Annotated in this window: 20 protein-coding genes; 17 read left to right on the top strand and 3 right to left on the bottom strand. The window is 39.9% G+C overall.

All coding sequences use genetic code 11. The features are described from left to right. The first annotated feature begins 52 nt into the window (after positions 1 to 52). Positions 53 to 709 carry a reverse transcriptase-like protein gene (locus G6554_RS06030; RefSeq protein WP_166239786.1) on the top strand — a complete coding sequence of 219 codons (657 nt, stop codon included), beginning with the start codon at positions 53 to 55 and terminating at the stop codon, positions 707 to 709. Between the two features lie 21 nt (positions 710 to 730). Continuing rightward, positions 731 to 916, top strand: coding sequence for a zinc-finger domain-containing protein (locus G6554_RS06035; protein WP_166239787.1), 186 nt, complete (start codon positions 731 to 733; stop codon positions 914 to 916). 54 nt (positions 917 to 970) lie between these two features. Here the strand turns inward: G6554_RS06035 and cspD are convergent, their stop codons facing one another. Next, positions 971 to 1,171 (bottom strand): cold-shock protein CspD, encoded by a 201-nt coding sequence (cspD, locus tag G6554_RS06040; protein WP_166239788.1) that lies wholly within the window; start codon positions 1,169 to 1,171, stop codon positions 971 to 973. A gap of 283 nt (positions 1,172 to 1,454) precedes the next feature. On the opposite strand from cspD, the gene G6554_RS06045 reads away from it, so the two are divergent. The 7 genes from G6554_RS06045 (at position 1,455) to mntR (ending at position 10,651) form a co-directional block, all read left to right on the top strand. Next, positions 1,455 to 1,730 (top strand): hypothetical protein, encoded by a 276-nt coding sequence (locus G6554_RS06045; protein WP_166239789.1) that lies wholly within the window; start codon positions 1,455 to 1,457, stop codon positions 1,728 to 1,730. A 274-nt stretch (positions 1,731 to 2,004) separates the two neighbouring features. Further along, positions 2,005 to 3,411, top strand: coding sequence for a cytochrome ubiquinol oxidase subunit I (locus G6554_RS06050; RefSeq protein ID WP_166239790.1), 1,407 nt, complete (start codon positions 2,005 to 2,007; stop codon positions 3,409 to 3,411). Between the two features lies 1 nt (position 3,412). After that, a complete protein-coding gene (gene cydB / locus G6554_RS06055) occupies positions 3,413 to 4,426 on the top strand; it encodes a cytochrome d ubiquinol oxidase subunit II (RefSeq protein ID WP_166239791.1) in 1,014 nt (337 codons plus the stop codon). Continuing rightward, positions 4,426 to 6,144, top strand: a complete 1,719-nt coding sequence (gene cydD / locus G6554_RS06060; RefSeq protein ID WP_166239792.1) for a thiol reductant ABC exporter subunit CydD — start codon at positions 4,426 to 4,428, stop codon at positions 6,142 to 6,144. Before cydB ends, cydD begins: the two co-directional genes overlap by 1 nt. Further along, entirely contained in the window at positions 6,141 to 7,871 is a 1,731-nt protein-coding gene (cydC, locus tag G6554_RS06065; protein WP_166239793.1) for a thiol reductant ABC exporter subunit CydC, read from the top strand. Before cydD ends, cydC begins: the two co-directional genes overlap by 4 nt. Positions 7,872 to 7,965: 94 nt before the next feature. Next, positions 7,966 to 10,134 (top strand): DNA topoisomerase III, encoded by a 2,169-nt coding sequence (locus G6554_RS06070; RefSeq protein WP_166239794.1) that lies wholly within the window; start codon positions 7,966 to 7,968, stop codon positions 10,132 to 10,134. 94 nt (positions 10,135 to 10,228) lie between these two features. Beyond that, positions 10,229 to 10,651: a transcriptional regulator MntR gene (gene mntR, locus G6554_RS06075; RefSeq protein WP_166239795.1), complete on the top strand. Its 423-nt coding sequence runs from the start codon at positions 10,229 to 10,231 to the stop codon at positions 10,649 to 10,651. Between the two features lie 238 nt (positions 10,652 to 10,889). Here the strand turns inward: mntR and G6554_RS06080 are convergent, their stop codons facing one another. Further along, positions 10,890 to 11,102 (bottom strand): DUF3892 domain-containing protein, encoded by a 213-nt coding sequence (locus G6554_RS06080; protein WP_374049571.1) that lies wholly within the window; start codon positions 11,100 to 11,102, stop codon positions 10,890 to 10,892. Positions 11,103 to 11,209: 107 nt separating this feature from the next. Beyond that, a complete protein-coding gene (metA, locus tag G6554_RS06085; RefSeq protein ID WP_166239797.1) occupies positions 11,210 to 12,118 on the bottom strand; it encodes a homoserine O-acetyltransferase MetA in 909 nt (302 codons plus the stop codon). Between the two features lie 157 nt (positions 12,119 to 12,275). On the opposite strand from metA, the gene G6554_RS06090 reads away from it, so the two are divergent. The 8 genes from G6554_RS06090 (at position 12,276) to G6554_RS06125 (ending at position 20,580) form a co-directional block, all read left to right on the top strand. After that, positions 12,276 to 13,958 carry a formate--tetrahydrofolate ligase gene (locus G6554_RS06090; protein ID WP_242637693.1) on the top strand — a complete coding sequence of 561 codons (1,683 nt, stop codon included), beginning with the start codon at positions 12,276 to 12,278 and terminating at the stop codon, positions 13,956 to 13,958. 16 nt (positions 13,959 to 13,974) lie between these two features. Next, positions 13,975 to 14,505 carry a hypothetical protein gene (locus G6554_RS06095; RefSeq protein WP_166239799.1) on the top strand — a complete coding sequence of 177 codons (531 nt, stop codon included), beginning with the start codon at positions 13,975 to 13,977 and terminating at the stop codon, positions 14,503 to 14,505. Between the two features lie 120 nt (positions 14,506 to 14,625). After that, entirely contained in the window at positions 14,626 to 15,474 is an 849-nt protein-coding gene (locus G6554_RS06100; protein ID WP_166239800.1) for a DegV family protein, read from the top strand. Between the two features lie 92 nt (positions 15,475 to 15,566). Next, positions 15,567 to 16,217, top strand: a complete 651-nt coding sequence (locus tag G6554_RS06105) for an HD domain-containing protein (RefSeq protein WP_166239801.1) — start codon at positions 15,567 to 15,569, stop codon at positions 16,215 to 16,217. Then, positions 16,214 to 18,097: an ABC-F family ATP-binding cassette domain-containing protein gene (locus G6554_RS06110; RefSeq protein WP_166239802.1), complete on the top strand. Its 1,884-nt coding sequence runs from the start codon at positions 16,214 to 16,216 to the stop codon at positions 18,095 to 18,097. Before G6554_RS06105 ends, G6554_RS06110 begins: the two co-directional genes overlap by 4 nt. An 84-nt stretch (positions 18,098 to 18,181) precedes the next feature. Continuing rightward, positions 18,182 to 19,315: a virulence factor gene (locus G6554_RS06115; protein ID WP_166240078.1), complete on the top strand. Its 1,134-nt coding sequence runs from the start codon at positions 18,182 to 18,184 to the stop codon at positions 19,313 to 19,315. Positions 19,316 to 19,371: 56 nt separating this feature from the next. Beyond that, on the top strand, positions 19,372 to 19,809 hold the full coding sequence (locus tag G6554_RS06120; protein WP_166239803.1) for a BrxA/BrxB family bacilliredoxin: 438 nt from the start codon (positions 19,372 to 19,374) through the stop codon (positions 19,807 to 19,809). A 177-nt stretch (positions 19,810 to 19,986) separates the two neighbouring features. Beyond that, entirely contained in the window at positions 19,987 to 20,580 is a 594-nt protein-coding gene (locus tag G6554_RS06125; RefSeq protein ID WP_166239804.1) for a YpjP family protein, read from the top strand. Positions 20,581 to 20,628: the final 48 nt, after the last annotated feature.

Consider the following 20,628-nt stretch of genomic DNA (forward strand, 5'->3'; position numbering starts at 1 on the left):
GAATAAGCTAGTTGGTAAAAGCTTGAAAATTATTCTTGAGAGGCTGAAAACAATGAAATATAGGCTTGAGTGGAACTATAAAGTAAAGAGTAATGAAAAAATACAATGTTCATCTGAATGGATTTCAGGAGAATTAGCATTACAAATGGGTGAAGAGCTCGAGGGAACCGGCAAAGTCAATGATTTATATTTTTATGATGATAATGGGACATCTTGGATTATAAAAGAAATGAAAAAACTATTGGCAGAGATTGAAGAGGATCCTCATGAGATTACCGTTTTTTTTGACGGAGGATTTAATAAGGAAACAAATCAGGCAGGGCTTGGAGCTGTAATCTTTTTTAAACAAGGAAAAAAGAAATACCGTATCCGTGCCAACGAACGTGTGTTTGAAATGGAAACCAACAATGAAGCGGAGTATGCTGCATTTTATTATGCATTAAATATTTTAGAGGATTTGGGTGTTCATCACCTTTCATGTGAATTTAAAGGGGATTCTCAAGGGATATTAAAGCAGCTCGAAGGAGAATGGCCTTGTTATGAAGAAGCACTTAACCGCTGGTTAGATCGGATTGAGGAGAAAATGAAGCTGTTAGGATTGCTGCCAAAATTTACGGTAATTCCTAGAAAGGATAACAAGGAAGCAGATAAATTGGCCACCCAAGCTTTAGAAGGGAAAGAAATCTTCGCCAAAACGTTAATTCTATGAAAAGAGGGTGCCGATTAATAAATGAAGCATTCAGTTAGAAAACAACTATTTAGCCAAGTAGAGAGCATGATTAATCAATACTGTGATGGCTGTTTTTTGCATCAGCAGCTTAAGAAAGATGGCGGACGAAGAGTAGCACATCGTTTTTGTATTACTCAATGCACAGTAGGAGAAAAGCTTCAAGAATACGGGAATAAACTAAAATGAATAAAAAGGCTGACGAGATTCGCCAGCCTTTGATTGGTTCATTATCATTTAGGATTATAGTTTTACTACGTTAGCTGCTTGTGGTCCACGGTTTCCTTCAACGACTTCGAAAGAAACTTCTTGACCTTCTTCTAATGATTTGAAGCCTTCACCTTGGATCGCGCTGAAATGTACGAATACATCGTCGCCGCCTTCAACTTCGATAAATCCAAAGCCTTTTTCGTTGTTAAACCATTTTACTTTACCGTTTTGCATTTACTTCTTCCTCCTAAGCCTTTCAAGACACCACCGGGTGGTGCCAAAGATAAATATTACCATGCAGCTAATCAGCCAACATTGTGAATTGGTTGCATGATGCTTTAAATATACAATAATGAAAATGGACAGTCAAGAAAAGGTAAGCGGTTTTTTGCCGAAAATATGCAGGTTTTAATAAATTTTTGAAAGAGTCAGAATTTAACCCTTCGTTTAACATATTAATGCCTCTTCCTCATATCTTTAATTAATATAGTTACCATATTAAGAGGTGAGGAACCGCATGTTCCGATTTTCAATTGAAGGGGAGGATTGGATTTTAAGATTCTCTCCACAAGTTTTCATCGAAGCAGACGAAAAACAGGCAATTATGATGTCTTTGCTCCATATCGGTAATGATTTAGCCCATTTTTCTCATGGAGATGCCTTTATTATGTTTACCAAGAAAATTGGAGCTATTGTCTTCGATGTAGAAAGAATCCCATCATTAATCGTAACGGTCTCTAATATCGTTCCTAAGGAGAATTGGTATGCCCATGGGGAAACGATCGATGGCTAACTATAATCAATGTGATGGTATAAGTTCATTAAAAGGGGATGGCTATTTGCCGCCCCTTATTTCAATTAGTAAAGGCGAAATAACTGAAGGGAATGGCTAGAAAAATTTGTCATAATCTTGACATATATTTACGTTTGGGCTCCGGAAAAGTTTGTTATTATAAAAGTGAAATACTTTTTATAGCAATTCTAATAATATAATTATTATTTAATCAATATTTTTTTTGGTAAGTTTGTGAATAATTGAACATAAAAAAGTAAAGGAGTGGTAGGTAATGGATCCAATTATGCTGGCAAGAATCCAATTTGCTGCGACAACGATTTTCCATTTCTTCTTTGTGCCTCTTTCGATTGGCCTTGTCTTCATGGTGGCATTAATGGAAACCCTGTACGTCGTAAAGAAACAAGAGCTTTATAAGAAGATGGCGAAGTTTTGGGGACATTTGTTTCTAATTAACTTTGCGGTTGGGGTTGTAACAGGGATTATTCAAGAATTTCAATTTGGGATGAACTGGTCCGATTATTCAAGATTTGTTGGCGATGTCTTCGGCGCCCCACTTGCGATTGAGGCACTGCTGGCCTTTTTCATGGAGTCCACGTTTATTGGTCTGTGGATTTTTGGTTGGGAACGTCTTTCAAAAAAAGTTCACCTGGCTTGTATTTGGCTTGTGTCACTTGGAACAATTTTGTCCGGTTTTTGGATTCTCTCAGCTAATTCCTTTATGCAGGTACCTGCGGGATTTCAATTGAATAATGGTCGTGCAGAAATGAATGATTTCTTTGCTTTGATTACGAACGGTCAATTATTGGTAGAGTTTCCTCATGTGATGACAGGTGCATTCTGTACAGCAGGCTTTTTTGTCGCTGGTATCTGTGCATACCAATTATTAAAAAAGAAACATATTGAATTTTATCTTCAGTCAATAAAAATCGCGATTATCATTGGCTTAATTGGCAGTATCGGTGCAGCGTTTAGCGGACATACCCAAGCACAATATCTGGTGAAAACCCAGCCGATGAAAATGGCCGCGGCAGAGGGAATTTGGAATGATACGGCTGACCCCGCGCCATGGTCTTTTTTCGCTTGGATTGATACAGATAACAGGGAGAATAAATTCGAAATAAACGTCCCTTATGCGATGAGCTTTTTAGCGTACTCAAAATTTGAAGGCAGCTTAAAAGGGATGGAAACATTGCAAAAAGAATATACAGGCCAATATGATGCAATTGTCGGTGAAGGGACAAACTATATTCCGCCCGTTAAGACTACCTATTGGAGCTTTAGATTGATGATTGGCTTTGGGGTGACGATGATCGCGTTGTCAATAGCCGGTGTTTTTCTATGGTGGAAAAATTCACTAAGCAATAGCCGTTTGTTCTTTAAACTCTTATTACCTGCGATATCATTTCCGTTCTTGGCCAATACCTTCGGTTGGGTCATGACGGAAATTGGCAGGCAGCCGTGGACCGTATTCGGCTTGATGACAACAGGTGATTCGATTTCACCGAATGTATCGGCAGGGACGATTCTGTTCTCCATCATTATGTACATGTTAATCTTTACGATTCTTGCGGGGGTCATGATCTACTTATTGGTCCTTGAAATTAAAAAGGGTCCTGAACTTCACGAAGGTGCCCTATTAAAGGTATCCACAGATCCGTTTAGTAAGGTAGGTGCTTAAGATGGAATTGAGCGAAGTATGGTTTTTCTTAATCTGTATTGTGTTCATTGGCTTTTTCTTTCTGGAGGGTTTTGATTTTGGTGTGGGAATGGCAACGCGGTTTCTAGCCCGCAGTCAAACTGAGCGAACTGTAATGGTCAATACAATCGGCCCGTTTTGGGATGCAAATGAAGTTTGGCTGCTGACCGGAGGTGGTGCTATTTTTGCAGCGTTCCCACATTGGTATGCTACCATGTTTAGCGGCTATTATGTACCACTATTAGCTGTACTTCTTTGCCTAATTGGCCGCGGCGTTTCATTTGAATTTCGCCGAAAAATTGACAAGCCAAAATGGACTAATATCTGGGATTGGGTCATTTTCTTTGGCAGCCTATTACCGCCTTTTTTGCTCGGTGTTTTATTTACAAGTATGTTAAAGGGAATGCCAATCCAGAGTGATATGAACATGCGGGCAGGATTTACAGATTTTATTAACGTCTATTCCCTGTGGGGAGGGTTAACCATTACATTACTTTGTCTCCTCCACGGCCTAAATTTCATGACATTAAAAACGGAAGGCGATATCAGGAAACGTTCGGCTAAATTGGCTCAAAAGGTAGTGTTAGCCGTTTTGGCAGCGTTGGTCATTTTTGTCGTCCTATCCGTAGAGATGACGGATATTTTTGAAGTACGTCTGATTCCGGAGTTGTTACTTGTTGTCTTAATTGTCTTATCATACGGTTCGGCCTGGTATTTTATTGCGAAAAAACAGGAAGGCCTAGCCTTTGCTATGTCGGGAATAGGTTTAGCGGCAACTGTTTCGGCTATTTTTGTCGGGCTGTTTCCAAGGGTGATGATCAGCTCCATTAATAAAGCATTTGACTTAACTGTTTATAATGCGTCAAGCGGGGCCTACTCCTTGAAAATCATGACCATTGTAGCGTTAACCATTTTACCATTTATTTTAGGCTATACGATTTGGAGTTATTATATTTTCCGGAGAAGGGTGACGGATAAGGAGCACTTGACGTACTAATGGATAAGACATTGTTCGACTATAAAGAAATGAAACTACTAGCAGGAAGGATCGCCATCTTAACTATATTTCAAGGCGCGATGATTATCGTTCAGGCCTATGCCCTCGCAGATGCAATCTCCTCCCTTTTTGGGGGAGATTTGTTTCGTGATGTGATAAAAAAATTAATAGGATTTCTTTTGGCCCTTCTTTTACGCCGATTCATTGCTGTTTGGAAACGAACTATTTCCTTCCAATTTGCTGCTGTAAAAAGTAACGAACTCCGTGAAAAATTGCTACAAAAGTTATTTCATCTTGGGCCTCGTTTTGTGAAGGAAGAGGGTTCAGGGCAGACCATAACCCTGGTGATGGATGGCTTACTAAAGTTTCGTCACTATCTTGAGATCAATTTTATAAAATTAATTAACACAGCCATCATTCCAACCACTATTTTACTTGTCATCTTTTATGTGAATATTCGTTCAGCTATTATTCTTTTGCTCGCTCTGCCCATTCTAATCGTCTTTATGATTCTCTTGGGAGTCACGGCAAAAAAGAAAGCCGATCGCCAATATGAATCCTATCATTTATTATCTAATCATTTTGTTGATTCGTTAAGAGGTCTAGAAACGCTTAAATACCTAGGTTTAAGTAAACCGCATATCACCAACATGTACACAGTCAGTGAAAACTATAGACGGACAGTAATGGATACATTGAAAATTGCCTTTTTGTCCTCATTTGCTATGGATTTTTTTACAATGCTCTCGATTGCGACTGTGGCTGTCTTTTTAGGCCTGGGATTAATTAATGGTACGATCGAGCTGCAGATTGCGTTAACGCTGCTAATACTAGCTCCGGAGTATTTTTTACCTATTAGGGAGCTTGGTGCCAATTACCATGCAACTCTTGACGGAAAAAATGCCGGAAAAAAGATAGGGGAAATCCTTAGCACTCAAACACCGAATTTAATGCAAGTTCAGGTTCCAAGCTGGAGTGCAACAAGTACATTGAAAGTCAAAGGGGTAAATATACAGTATCAGGATAATAATCAGACATCCTTAAAAGAGATAAATCTAACCGTTGATGGGGCGAAAAAAATTGGAATTATCGGGGGGAGCGGTGCTGGTAAGTCAACATTAATCGATATTTTAAGTGGTTTTTTAATCCCATCATCCGGCGAGTTTCACCTTAATGATGTACAGCTATCATCTCTATTTGTTGAAGAATGGCAGAAGCAAATCAGCTATATTCCCCAGCATCCATTTATTTTTAATGACACGATTGTAAACAATATTCGCTTTTATCATCCGAGGGCCACAAAGGAAGAGGTGAAGTTAGCTGCAAGGCATGCAGGTTTAGTCGATCTGATGGAGGAATTGCCAGACGGTATGGATACCATCATTGGTGATGGCGGCCGCACACTTAGCGGCGGGCAGGAACAACGAATTGTTCTTGCACGTGCTTTTTTAGGGAATCGGCCCGTCATTATACTGGATGAACCGACCGCCCATTTGGATATAGAAACTGAGGCTGAATTGAAACCAACAATGCTGCAGCTATTTAATGAAAAACTAGTATTCTTTTCAACCCATCGGCTTCACTGGATGCTCAACATGGATCAAATTCTTGTCCTTGATAATGGGCAGCTGGTGGAAATGGGTACACATGGACAATTGATGGCCTGCAAGGGGCACTACTATCAGCTTGTCCATCAACAAATGGAGGGAGTCTTATGAATAAAGATAATCGGATTTTCTCCTATTTACGGAAGTATCGTTGGACGTTTCTCTCTGTGATTTTACTGGGTTCTTTAACCATCCTTTTTGGAGCCGCGCTGATGTTTACCTCCGGCTACCTTATTTCAAAAGCAGCGACACGACCAGAATCGATTTTAATGGTGTATGTGCCTATTGTTGGGGTTCGCACTTTTGGAATTGGACGAGCGGTACTAAGCTATGTAGAGAAATTGATAGGTCATAATTTAATTTTGAAGATTCTTTCAAGAATGCGCGTAAGCTTATATAAATCGCTTGAACCCCAAGCCTTGTTGATCCGCTCGCGGTTTCAGACGGGTGACATGCTAAGTGTCCTCGCAGATGATATTGAACATTTACAGGATTATTATTTAAAAACATTGTTCCCAGCGATTATTTCATTAACCATCTACACGGTAATGATTATTTGTGCAGGGCTGTTCTCGATGCCTTTTGCGATAATGTTAGCCATTTTTATTGGGTTGTTAATTTTTGTGGTGCCATTTTTTTCTCTTGTATTGAACAGAGCAAAAAACGAGCACCTAAAAAGAGGAAGAAATCGATTATACCGTCAATTTACCGACGCTATATTTGGTATAAGCGACTGGATTTTTAGCGGCCATTATTCGGGCTTAATTATGAGGCTTGAACAACAGGAGGATAAACTACTTGAAATAGAAAAAGAAAAGGCTTCTTTTGTAAACTGGCGTGATGTGGTGAATCATGCCATCCTTGGATTCATTGTCGTTATCACTATTTACTGGGCAAAAATCTTTACAATAAATGGTGAAGTACAGCCAACACTTATTGCTGCTTTTGGGCTCGTCATGTTAACGTTACTGGAAAGCTTTTTACCTATTGCCGAGGCAGTCAGCGAAACATCTATTTATCAAGAATCATTTAAGCGTCTAGATTCTATTCAAAACACTGAGTCTCTACATGAATTGATTACGGAAATGCCACATCCGCTGCAACCGGGATCGTCCATTTCGATCGACCTACATCATGTAACATTTGGCTATTCGGGAAAAAAGCTACTAGATAACATTATGTTAAATGTTAAACAGGGGGAGAAGATCGCGATTATTGGGCGCAGCGGTTCGGGAAAATCAACACTGCTGAAACTAATTTATGGAGCACTCGTTCCAACAACTGGTGAAGTGACTATCATTGATCTACCAGCAAATAAACTGGAACCCTTAATGGCAAAAATGATGGCAGTACTAAATCAAAAAGCGTACTTGTTTAATACAACTGTCCTTAATAATATCCGCCTTGGTAACCAAGCGGCGACAGTTGAAGAGGTGTATAAGGCTGCAGAGATGGTGCAATTAAATGAGATGATAACGAAATTGCCTGATGGGTATGAAACGAATATACAGGAAACAGGTCAGCGTTTCTCCGGGGGCGAGCGGCAAAGAATTGCCTTAGCAAGAATCCTATTGCAGAATACTCCGATTGTTTTATTAGATGAACCAACCGTTGGTCTTGATCCAATAACAGAGACAAGTCTGCTTAATACTATCTTTGCAACCCTTGAAGGTAAAACGATTATATGGGTGACACATCATTTAATTGGTGTTGAAAAAATGGATCGAATCCTGTTCCTCGACCACGGGAAAATTGTCATGGATGGAACCCACCAACAATTACTTAAGAATGAGTCAAGATATCGCCTGCTATATACATTAGATCGACCATCTTTTTGAATCGGCAGAATACAATTGCCTAATTTTTAGTCTTTACGAATACGGTTTGAAGTGGGAAAATGAATCCGGGATGCACGAAAAAGGAGCAAATAAGATGAAATTAATTATTGCTGAAAAACCCGATCAAGGTTCAACGTTAGCTTCTATTTTTAAACATAAAAAACAAAATGGCTTTATTGAGATTTTTCCTAATGACATGTTTACGAAAGGTGCTTATGTTACATGGGCCATCGGCCATCTTTGCCAGCTTGTCGCTCCGGAAAAGTATGAACCAGGCTGGAAAAAATGGTCTTTAGACAATCTGCCGATTATTCCGGAGCACTTCAAATACGAAGTAACCAAAGACAAAGCAAAACAGTTTGCTATTATTAAAAAATTGGTTTCTAACCCTGAGGTTACGGAAATTATCCATGCAGGGGATGCCGGACGTGAAGGCGAATTAATTATACGTAATATTCTAAGATTAACCAACTGTAAAAAACCAATGAAACGGCTTTGGACCTCCTCTTTAACACCTAATGCGATTCGTGAAGGATTTAGTAAATTACTAGATGAAAAGGAGACGAAAAGTTTGTACTTCGAAGCCTATACGCGTGCCTGTGCGGACTGGGTGGTGGGTATGAACGGTTCAAGGCTTTATAGTTTGCTGCTGCAAAAAAAGGGCTTTTCCGATGTGTTTTCAGTTGGCCGGGTACAGACCCCGACATTAGCGCTTATTGTAAAAAGAGAACTAGAAATTGAGAATTTTAAGTCCGAGCCATTTTGGGAAGTGATGGCTCAATTTGCAATCAATGGCAAGAAATATAGTGGGAAGTGGCAGAATGATGGCGAGACCAGGGTAAAGACGAAGGAAATGGCAGAAAAAGTGGCCGCCTTTTGTCGCGATAAGCCGGCAGAAGTGGCAGAAGTGCTTTCCGAAAGAAAGGAATTTTTACCACCTTTACTTTATAATTTATCCGCACTACAAGCCGAGGCAAATAGGCGTTATAAATTCCCACCCAAAAAAACGCTGGATGTCCTGCAAAAACTCTATCAAAAAGGGAATGTATCCTATCCCCGCTCCGATTCGCGGCACGTAACGAAAGAAGAGGCCAATACCTTTCCTGATATTCTAAATAAACTCAGTCATATAAACGACTATTCAAGTTTTTTTCCATTACCGATACTTTCAATTGCGGATAATAAACGCTACGTGAATGAAAAAAAGGTAACCGATCACTATGCGATTATCCCAACGGAACAAATCCCAAATGTCGCGAAATTAAGTCCTGATGAACGGCAAATCTATGATTTAATCGTGACAAGTTTAATTGCTGCACATTACAATAAGTCCGTTTCAGAATATACAACTGTTACCACTTTAGTTGATGGCAGGGCAGCCTTTATCTCAAAGGGTAAGGTACAACTAGAAGAGGGCTGGAGAAAGGTTCTGAACCAAAAAGAACGTGAGGATGAACCAGAGCTTCCTTCCTTCACAAAGGGAGAGCAAGGGAAAACAGTGAAAGTTGACATAAAAGAAAGTCAGACGCAGCCGCCTAAGCGATATACCGAAGGGCAACTAATCACATTAATGAAAACAGCCGGCAAGCATATAGATGATAAAGAGCTTGAGAAGGTCTTAACAAGAACGGAAGGTCTTGGTACTGAAGCCACACGGGCTGGTATAATCACAATGCTTAAGGACCGCCTATACATTGAAGTGAAAAAGAATATTGTTTATGCAACCGCAAAAGCCAAAATATTAATTGAAGCGATTGGAACGGAAATCCTTGCTTCACCGGAAATGACTGCAAAATGGGAACAAAAATTGAAGGAAATCTCAGAGGGTTCAGCGGTACCTGGTCATTTTATGGACCAAACAAAAAAGATGGTTGTTCATTTAATCTCTTCTAGCGTTGATAAGTCTGGCAGCTGGTCATTTTCTGATGAAGTTACCGAAAACTTCATTCCCGGAAAACAATATACTAGAAAAAAAACAATGACAAAGCTAGGCCCATGTAAAAAATGTGATGGGGCCATTGTGGATAAAGGCAGCTTTTATGGCTGTAGTAATTATAAAAATAATCAATGCAATTTTACGATTTCCAAACAAATCCTCGGTAAGAATATTACTCAAAAAAATGTGAAACTACTGCTTACAGAGGGGAAAACGGAGTTGATTGAAGGCTTTACCAATAAGGACAAAACCTTTAATGCTAGGCTTTTCCTTGATGAGAAGGAAAAAAGAGTAAAGTTCTTATTTGAAGAAACAGCAGCAAAATAACTACTAGTTGTTTTTAAATAAGTGATAAAGAGCCTTGTCACTCATTTTTATCTATAGTAAACTTTGAATGGAGTAATTTTTTGGAGGTTTCGGGATGCCAACACCTAGTATGGAAGATTATATTGAACAAATCTATATTTTGATTGAAGAAAAAGGATACGCTCGGGTATCAGATATCGCCGAAGCACTGTCTGTCCATCCCTCCTCAGTAACGAAAATGGTGCAAAAACTGGATAAAGATGAGTATTTGGTCTACGAAAAATATAGAGGACTTGTGCTAACAACGAAAGGGAAGAAGATCGGGAAGCGTCTCGTCTTTCGGCATGATTTGTTAGAGCAATTTTTAAAAATTATTGGCGTTAAACAGGAAAATATTTATAATGATGTCGAGGGAATTGAACATCATTTAAGCTGGGATTCCATCGATCGCATTGGTGACCTTGTTCAGTTTTTTGAAGAAGACGAGAACAGAGTAGCGGTTTTGAAAGAAATTCAAAAACAAAATGAACAAGAATGAAAAGAAAAGCGCAAGTGCCCTGGTCACGGCGTATGGCCTCCTCGAAAAAGTTAACGCTTTTTCTTCGTGCGATGCCAATGCTGCCGAAGCTTTCCTTATGGAGCACTCCAACTGAGATAAAGGAAACACGGAGAGCGAAGGACACTAGCCGCTAGGGCACTGAAGCTGGACAATTCTCAAAGTTGAAAATTTTATTCTATTGTATCTTAAAAGAGCACCTAGGGCGACTAGGTGCTCTTTAAAATAAATTCGGATATTGGTCAAAAGATTGGTCAGGTTCCGGCATTAAGGCCATGTTTCCGTCTGTATCAAGGGTGGTCTGTACTCCTTGGATGTGGCCATTTTCCGCTTCGTATAAAGCCTTGCGGTACGAAATAACCCGCCCGCCGGAAGTAACAAAACTAATAATATCTCCGAAATGATTGCGATGGACTGCAGTGATTGTCTCCAATGCCATTCCCCCTTTTTTATTTGTATTATTTCTAAATTGCATAAATAATAAACTAGGAAGATGATCATTGGCATCAAAAAAACATCGGGTGGATCCGATGCTTTTTTTCATACCCAAGTATAAGGGGTTTCTTGGTAGACATAATAATTGAGCCAGTTTGAAAAGAAGAGATGTCCATGGGAACGCCAGCGATTAATGGGGGGCTGGGTTGGGTCGTTGTTAGGAAAATAATTTTCTGGCATATGGATTTCGAGACCCTTTTGTAAGTCTCTTTCATATTCTTGGGCCAGTGAATCAGATTCATATTCCAAATGGCCGGTAATCATCACGTGCTTGCGATCCTGGGAAGCAATCATTAATGCGCCGGCATCTTCCGAGGCTGCCAACAATTTTAAATCGGGGTTTTTCAAAATCGCTTCAATCGATACATCCGTATAGCGAGAATGTGGTGCATAAAAATGGTCGTCAAAACCCCGTAATAAAATATCATTTTGTTCGAAAATCCGGTGGGCGTATATACCGGAACATTTTCGCTTCAACTCGAATTTTCCGATATCATAATGGTAGTAAAGTGCCGCCTGTGCCCCCCAGCAAATATGTAAAGTTGAGATGACATTGTGATCGGCCCAATCCATAATTTCGGTTAATTCGCCCCAATATTTAACTTGATCGAATTCCAATAGTTCCACAGGGGCACCGGTAATGATCATCCCGTCATACTTCTGATTTTTTATTTCCGGAAAGGTTGTATAAAACTGCTCTAAATGCTGTTTACTCGTATGAGTAGATTCATAGGATTTTGTTTTTAAAAAATTGACATTTACCTGTAATGGTGAATTTCCCAATAATCGTAATAGTTGGGTTTCCGCTTTCTCTTTTTCAGGCATTAAATTCAAAATCAGTATATTTAAAGGCCTGATATCCTGGCTGGTTGCCCGTTCATTGTCCATGATGAAAATATTTTCCTGTTCAAGAACCTCTCTCGCAGGTAAAAGTTTTGGAATGTTAATTGGCAAGTGATCCTCCCCCTTTTTTAATCTATTATAAACATTATTATAAATTCAGAAAAGATAATAATTTGTTCATAATTAATAATCGGAATGAAAGCGCTTTTTTGATACAATGTAAAAGTAGGTGAATTATTAATGCTGAATGTGGGGGATTAATGTGGCTATGAAGACATCAGTGAAATCAGACATTGAAATTGCACAAGCGTCAACAATGAAACCAATCGTAGAAATTGCAGAAAAAGTTGGTTTAACGGAGGACGATCTCGAGCTTTACGGGAAATTCAAAGCGAAAATTTCCACGGAAGCACTTAGTAAAATGAAGACAAAGGAAAGTGGGAAAGTAATTCTTGTTACCTCGATTAATCCTACGCCTGCGGGTGAAGGAAAATCAACGGTTACTGTTGGACTGGCGGATGCCTTAAATCATATCGGCAAAAAAGCAATGATTGCGATGCGTGAACCTTCGTTAGGTCCGACAATGGGGATTAAAGGAGGAGCAACCGGCGGCGGCTATTCACAAGTATTGCCAATGGAGGACATAAACCTTCACTTCACTGGAGACCTTCATGCGATTACGACTGCAAACAATGCCCTTGCTGCCTTAATTGATAATCATCTCCAGCAGGGGAATGAACTGCACATTGACCAGCGCCGTATCGTCTGGAAACGGGCTGTCGATTTAAATGATCGTGCCTTAAGAAAGGTGATAATAGGTCTTGGAGGCCCGCTTCAAGGTGTCCCAAGAGAAGACGGCTTTGATATTACGGTCGCATCGGAAATCATGGCTGTATTATGTTTAGCAACTGATTTAAAAGATTTAAAATTGCGACTGGCGCGGATGGTCGTAGCCTATAATGTGAATAAGGAACCTGTTACAGTAGGCGATCTTGGGGTTGAAGGAGCCTTGACATTATTATTAAAAGAGGCAGTTAAACCAAATCTTGTCCAAACAATTGAACATACCCCGGCACTCATTCATGGTGGACCATTTGCTAATATTGCTCATGGCTGCAACAGTGTGATTGCCACTACGGCAGCAGCTAAATTAGCTGACTATGTCATCACCGAAGGAGGCTTTGGGGCGGATTTGGGGGCTGAAAAGTTTTTACATATAAAAGCGAGAAGTGCTGGGATTAAACCGGAGGCAGTCATCGTCGTTGCAACCATACGAGCCTTGAAAATGCATGGAGGTGTTCCGAAAACAGAGTTAGCCAAAGAAAACATTCCTTCACTTACACTAGGATTTGCTAATCTTCAAAAGCATATTGAAACAGTTAGAAGCTTTGGCCTGCCAGTTGTCGTTGCCATCAATAAATTTATCAGTGATACCGATTTAGAAGTGCAGACATTATTAGAGTGGTGTCACAGAGAGAATGTGGTTGTTGCCTTAACGGAAGTTTGGGAAAAAGGCGGTTTAGGCGGCATTGAGCTTGCAAATAAGCTTTTGGAAGTAATCAATAAGGAAGAAAATAATTTCCATCCGTTGTATGACTTATCTGATTCACTTGAACAAAAGATTCAAACGATTGTGCAGAAGGTATATGGCGGGAAGGATGTCGAGTTTTCACCAAAGGCTAAAAAACAATTAATTGAGTTTGAAAAGTTTGGCTGGTCTAATTTGGCTATTTGTATGGCGAAATCCCAGTATTCCTTATCGGATGATCCAACAAAGCTCGGCAGACCCACGGATTTCACCGTGACAATAAGGGAATTTAAACCATCGATTGGGGCTGGTTTTATTGTTGCTTTAACAGGCGAAGTCATGACCATGCCGGGACTTCCTAAAAAACCTGCTGCCTTAAATATGGATGTGGATGAAAACGGAAATGCTGTAGGACTTTTCTAAAGGAGTAGAGGTACAGATGTTTGATCCAACAGCCTTCGATAATATGAAGGTGGTTATCGAAGGGGCGCTTTATGATAAGGACATAGGCGGCGAAATCGTTATCACAGATCGTAATGATGTTATCAATATGGCTAAAATGTCCCGTCAGTTTGATGTGTCTTTTCAATTACCTAATCGTCCTGTCATGGCAAAATTTGAAATGGAATCAAGACTTGCTAATTTGGCTGCGGAACTTCTGCCATTTGGATTACAAGAGCAACATGCCGGTTGTTTTGTGGGGCTCGAGTTTTCACTGGAACGCGTCCAGGAGATTGATTATCAAACCATAAAAGGGGTTCTCCAGGATACATGGGGGACAGATAGAAAAATTTCTTTTTCAGTCATTCAACATCCATTAGAAATGAAAAAGACAAAATCTATCATTATGAAAGTGGAATTTGACCGATTAATTACAGAAGATCAATTAGATGACTTGGATGAAATGGTCAATTTCATGAAGATAAGCTTAGAACAGTTATACCTGCATATTTTTGTGCAAATGGAGTAAAGCCAGCTTTTATTAGCTGGTTTTATTTCTGCATGATTTAATATTTACAATATTTAAAATAAGGGGTACGATGATAGTGACTAGATATTGAGACCACATACTAAAGAGGGGGAGATGTCAGTGATTAAAACAGCCTGGGTTACCGATAGTACAGCATTTTTAGATGATGAACTTAAGAATCATCCTGATTTATATACGATTCCCTTAACGGTTTTGCTTGATGATGTGGAGTTTTCTGATGGGATTGACTTAACACCAAACCAGTTATTTGAGCGATTAAAACAATTAAAAAATCCACCTTTGACTTCACAGCCCTCTGTTGGCGCATTTCAAACATTATTTGAAAGACTTGCGAAAGATTACGACCAAATTATCACTGTTCTCATTTCAGGGAAACTAAGCGGTACGGTATCTTCAAGTATGCAGGCAGCAAAGCTCGTCGACATTCCTGTCATAACTTTTGATTCGCAAATTCTTACCTATCCGATGTCGGCATTACTGAAAAAGGGAATGGAGTTACTAGCCATGGGCCATGGTGTTGAATGGATAATAGAAGAGCTGGAACAAATAAGGGATACGAATGAAACCTATGTTTTGGTTGGCAGTTTGGAGCAGCTCCACCGCGGCGGCAGGATGTCCGGGCTGCAATTTTTCCTTGGCAGTATGTTAAACGTGAAACCGATCATTTCAATTGTTGCGGGAGCACTAGAGGTAAAGGAAAAGGTTAGAGGGGAGAAAAAGGCCAAAGAAAAAATACTCGATTACTTCCGTATAGCCTATGAAAAATATCAGTTTAAAGAAGTGTATATCTTGTATGGGTTGCATGAAGAACATGCGGAGGATTGGCAAGTGGAACTGAAGGAACAATTCCCGCTAGTTCGAATCATCTGTTGTCCACTAGGAGCGGTAATCGGTGTGCACGCCGGTGAGAACACTCTTGGGATCAGCTGGTTTAATGGATTTAGCTAATATACGATAGTAGATTCCGCGGAATTCAATGATGATTCCGCGGATTTGCTATTTTATGATAAAATAGCAAGGATGAGAGCAGGTGTTTACAATTGAAAAATGAATTAATAGTAACTACAGAAAAATTTGTCCGAAGCGAATTAGGGGAGGATGCAACCGGTCATGATTGGTATCATGTCGACCGTGTCCGCAGAAATGCTCTACATATTTGTAAAAAAGAAATGACGGGAGACCCGTTTATAATTGAAATAGCAGCCCTTCTTCATGATATTCCGGATGAAAAATTAAACGAAAGTGTTGCAGCAGGGCGGGCGAAATTATCTTCGTATTTCCAGACAATTGCCCTCCCGGAAAAGGACAGGAACCATATTACAGAAATTATCGAATCGATTTCATATAAAGGCGGCAGAAGAACGGCGCTTCTATCGGTGGAAGCAAAAATTGTCCAGGATGCTGACCGACTAGATGCGATAGGGGCGATTGGCATTGCCAGGGCATTTGCCTATGGCGGTAAAAAAGGACAGCCGATCTATGATCCTTTCATCGCTGTCAGAGAAGAAATGACAGTAGAAGAATATCGCAAAGGAAAGTCAACCAGCATTCATCATTTCTATGAAAAACTGTTGAAATTAAAGGACCTAATGAACACAAAAACTGCAAAAAAACTGGCAGTGAGCCGGCAACAGATGATGGCTGAATTTTTAGAACAATTTTATCAAGAATGGGATGGACAGGACTTATGAAAATGATCTCGGTGGAAAATGTGTCAAAAACATATGGGGAGAAACAGCTTTTTAATGAAATTTCCTTTACGATTAGTGAAAAAGAGCGTGTAGGCTTAATTGGAATCAATGGGACTGGTAAATCTTCTTTATTAAAAATTATTGCCGGCCAGGATGCGCCGGACGAAGGAAAAATCATCACCGGTAAAGATTATTCGATTTCATTTTTAGATCAAAGACCAGAGTTAGATGAAGATAAGACTGTATTAGAACAAGTTTTTCATGGGGAAGCGCCCATATTAAAATTAATGCGTCATTACGAAAAGACATTACTAAACCTAAATGAGTCTCCTAACGATGTGAAGATTCAAGAGGAACTTTTTCAATTGCAAAAACAAATGGATGCATTAAATGCCTGGAATGCCAGTACGAATGCCAAGACTATTTTAATGAAATTAGGGATTGAGGATTTCTCCAAAAAAATTGGTGAGCTCTCAGGGGGGCAAAAAAAGCGGGTGGCACTTGCACAAGTATTAATAGCCGAGCCGGATTTACTCATCTTAGACGAACCGACGAACCATCTCGATTTTGATTCAGTCAAGTGGCTCGAAGACTTTTTAAGTAAATATAAAGGCTCCATTTTGCTTGTTACCCATGACCGCTACTTTTTAGACCGGGTAGCCAACCGTATGTTTGAATTGGACAGCGGCAATCTTTATAGTTACAAAGGAAACTATGCGGACTTTTTAGAAGCAAAGGCAATTCGTGAGGAAAATGAAGCGGCCACATTCGAAAAAAGAAAAAACCTTTTCCGCAAGGAGCTAGAGTGGATGCGGCGCGGTGCACAGGCTAGAAGCACGAAACAAAAGGCGCGAATCCAGCGCTTTGAAGAGTTGGATGACAAGATTGCAGGCGGGAAGTCATCCGGAGAAAAATTGGATATTTCATTAAATGGCAGCAGGCTCGGGAAACAGGTTTTTGAATTGAAAGATGCTTCTAAGCGCTATGAGGAAAAAGTCATTCTACATCATTTTGATTTACTAGTTAAGCCAGGGGACAGGATTGGGATTATTGGCAGGAATGGTGCCGGAAAGTCAACATTATTAAATATCCTTGCAAAGAAAATTCCGCTTGATGAAGGCGAATTCGTTATGGGACAAACCGTTAAAATTGCTTATTATACGCAGGAAAGCGAAGATATGGATGAGAATAAGCGAATGATAGAATATATTAAGGAAACCGCTGAGATTGTTGAAACCTCGGATGGTAAGACCATTTCCGCAGCGCAAATGCTTGAGCGTTTTCTTTTCCCTCCGTTTACACATGGGACGCCCATTCGCAAACTTTCGGGAGGAGAAAAGCGACGTCTTTACTTGTTAAAACTGTTAATGTCTGCACCAAATGTCCTCTTATTGGATGAACCGACAAATGACCTTGATACCCAAACATTGACGGTACTAGAGGACTATCTGGAAGAATTCCCGGGGGTAGTTATCACCGTTTCGCATGACCGTTATTTCCTTGATAAAGTGGCCGAACAGCTGTTGATTTTACGTGGAGAAGGTATAATCGATCCTTTTTATGGGAATTACAGCGAACACCTTGAAAAAGAAATAGCCATAGCGGCGCAAAAGCCTGTCACAAAACCTACTTCCTCTTACAAAGCTCCCGAAAAGGAAAAGAAGAAAAAGCTGAGCTTTAAAGAGCAAAAGGAATGGGAAGAGATTGACGATGTAATTGCAGCGACGGAGGCCAGCCTTGAAGCGGTATCGGAAGAACTAGGAAGAGTTGGCAGTGATTTTACAAAGGCGCAGGAATTAATGAAACAAGAAACAGCCTTGAACGAAAGGCTCGAACAATTAATCGAGCGTTGGTCATATCTTGCGGAGATTGCTGATTAAAGACTTAGTAAAGCATATCAAATGAAGGTACCTTTACCAATATGATAAACTTGTAAAAGAAAACATAAGAATAAGGTGATTATGGTGATAATTAAGGCAATAGAACCAACGCCAAGTCCGAATACCATGAAAATAAATTTAGATCAAGAGCTGCCAATGGGGAAAAGTCATAATTATAAGAAAGAAACAGCTGTGGATGCCCCTGCAATTATACAGTCTATTTTACAAATTGATGGAATAAAAGGGGTATACCATGTAGCAGATTTTCTGGCTGTGGAAAGGAATGCAAAATATGACTGGAAGGACCTATTGCCCCAGGTTCGTAAGGCATTTGGAGAAAAAGTGGATGAAGCTGCTTCATCTAAAATGGTGGATGAACATTTTGGTGAGATAAAGGTAGAAATCCAAATGTTTAAGGAAATTCCCCTACAAGTGAAACTGACAGATAGCTCAACGGAACGCAGATTTGGCATGCCGGAATACTTTTTAAAGGCAAGGGAGCGTGCACAGCTTCCCGAAGACAACTATATTTTATTAAGAAAATGGCAAAATCAAGGTGTCCGCTATGGTGAGTTTGAACAAATTGGCCAAGAGGTTGTCGAGGAATTAATTGCAGCCTATCCAAGTGAACGTCTAGAGGCACTTGTAACAAAAGCGCAAACGAGCGATTCAGCTTCTGCTCCAAAACCGAAAAGAGTTCGTAAAAAAGTAACGAGCGCCGATCTCGAAAATCAAGACTGGCAGATTCGCTACCAGCTGCTCGAGCAAATGGAGGATCCTGAGCTTGAAGATTTACCTGCTCTTGAAAAAGCATTATCAGATGTGAAGCCATCCATTCGCAGACTGGCTACAGTCTATTTGGGTATGATCAAAGAACAGGAAGTATTGCCCCTGTTATATCGAGCATTGAAGGATAAAACCGTAACTGTGAGGAGAACCGCGGGCGATTGCTTATCCGATTTAGGTTTTCCGGAAGCAGCCCTCGAAATGACAAAGGCATTGCAGGATTCCAGCAAATTGGTACGCTGGCGGGCAGCCATGTTTTTATACGAGGTAGGAGATCAGGCGTCCTTACCAGCATTAAAAGCGGCGGAAAATGATCCTGAATTTGAAGTGAGCATGCAAATCAAAATGGCGATTGAAAGAATTGAAGGCGGCGAGGAAGCAAAGGGTTCTGTCTGGAAACAAATGACCGAAGTAAGAAAATTAGACAAGTAATTTTGTCATTACCCAATCGTATTGTATTCTAAAAAAGAGAAATGGAGTGATCTTACATGTCAAATGCCTATGAAGAATATATGAAACAAATGGTGCTGCCGATGCGTGAAGAGCTAACAAAGGCAGGATTTGAGGAGCTGGCAACAGCAGAAGAAGTAGAGAATTTTATGGATCAGACAAACGGAACAGCACTTGTAGTTGTGAATTCTGTTTGCGGTTGTGCCGCTGGATTGGCACGCCCCGCTGCGACACAAGCAGTGTTAAATAGTGAGAAAAAGCCGGAACGTTTAGTAACTGTTTTCGCCGGCCAGGATAAAGAAGCGACTGCGAAAATGCGCGAGTATTTTGATGGAATTGAACCTTCATCGCCATCGATGGCACTAGTAAAGGATAAAAAGGTCGTCCATTTTATTCCCCGCCACGATATCGAGGGAATGCCAATGGAAGCAGTTATGCAAAATTTAATGAGAGCATTTGAAGCTCATTGCGAATGAGGATGTCATCTGACGTCCTTTTTTTTTGAGATTTTTTTGCATAGAACCTTGTAGTAGTGAATGAAATATTTTGAAAATAGTTCAAACTGATTTTTCCATTTTTTCAAAAAAAGAAGTATAATATTTTGTAAGAAACATTAAATTGTATCTTTCGCTAGAAAAAGGTGTGATGTTGTGATGAATAAGTGGCTTCGGAAACCACTGTTTGTATTGATTTCCATTTTAACCTTCGGCTTAGTTACACCAACACAATTAATGAACTCAGTAAACGCCGAGAATCTTCAGGATCGGGATGTCTTTGAGGCTCCGGCGGTGGAAAATAGTTTCACGCAAAAGAATCGATTTTTCGAAGAATCAGAGTTTAACAGAGAAGCGTTTATGGAAGAACTAATAAAGCAGGCTGAAATTCAATCCTATCAAAAGTTCGGTACACGTATTAAGCCTATGATTGAAAATGAATTCCGTGAAATAATCCTGCCAAATATCGAAGAGGCACTGGTTGAAACAGCATCTCAATTTCCGGAAGAGGATTTGAAAAATCTAACAATTACAGAGCAACCGAGTGCGGGACTCTCTGAGAAAATTTTTAATATTAAAAATAGCGAAGAAGGAAAAGATATATTACGTTTCCATGTTAGAAGAGATAATCCGCCAAAAGAAGGATATTGGTTTAATTTTCATTACCATACCTACCATGATGATTTCCAAAGTCACCATGATCTGGGAACCATTTATTGGGCTAAAAATACACCGCCTAAATGGATGAGTTAGTTTTGTGTTCGTGAATGGGCGAGGAAATATTTAATTATAATAAAATGA

It is taken from the genome of Bacillus sp. MM2020_4 (genome assembly GCF_011250555.1).
GTDB lineage: Bacteria > Bacillota > Bacilli > Bacillales > Cytobacillaceae > Neobacillus.